Origin of the sequence: Mesorhizobium sp. M1E.F.Ca.ET.041.01.1.1, assembly GCF_003997355.1 — a bacterium.
Lineage (GTDB): Bacteria > Pseudomonadota > Alphaproteobacteria > Rhizobiales > Rhizobiaceae > Mesorhizobium.
This window is the reverse complement of sequence record NZ_RZSL01001284.1, coordinates 1-396: the sequence shown is the minus strand read 5'-3', so window position 1 is coordinate 396 and position 396 is coordinate 1. Positions and strand designations below refer to the sequence as shown.

At 66.7% G+C, this 396-nt stretch carries 1 protein-coding gene; it reads right to left on the bottom strand.

Annotated elements, in window-relative coordinates:
* Positions 1–74: 74 nt before the first annotated feature.
* On the bottom strand, positions 75–396 hold a 322-nt coding region (locus EOA38_RS38810), incomplete at its 5' end, for a S4 domain-containing protein (RefSeq protein ID WP_281060201.1).

Sequence of the window (396 nt, the reverse complement as noted above, 5' to 3'; positions counted from 1 at the left end):
CATCAACCCGCTCTCGGTGATCGCGCCCGGAATATTCCGATCGATCTTCGAGTATCGGTAGGACGACCGGCCGATCAGACCGGCCGCACCAGAACGTGCTTCTTCTTGCCGAGCGAGAGTTTTACGACACCCTCCGCGCCCAGATCCTGAAGCGTGACCGCGCGCCGGTCGTCCGTTACGGGCTGGTCGTTGAGGCGGACGGCGCCGCCCTGGATATGCCGGCGCGCTTCGCCATTGGAGTCGGCGAGCCCTGCCGTCACGAACAGCGACAGGATGCCGATACCGGCCTCGAGATCGGCCTTGGCCACTTCGACGCTCGGCAGCGTGTCGGCGAGCGCGCCTTCCTCGAAAGTCTTGCGCGCGGTCTCGCTTGCCGTCTCGGCCGCCTCGCGGCCA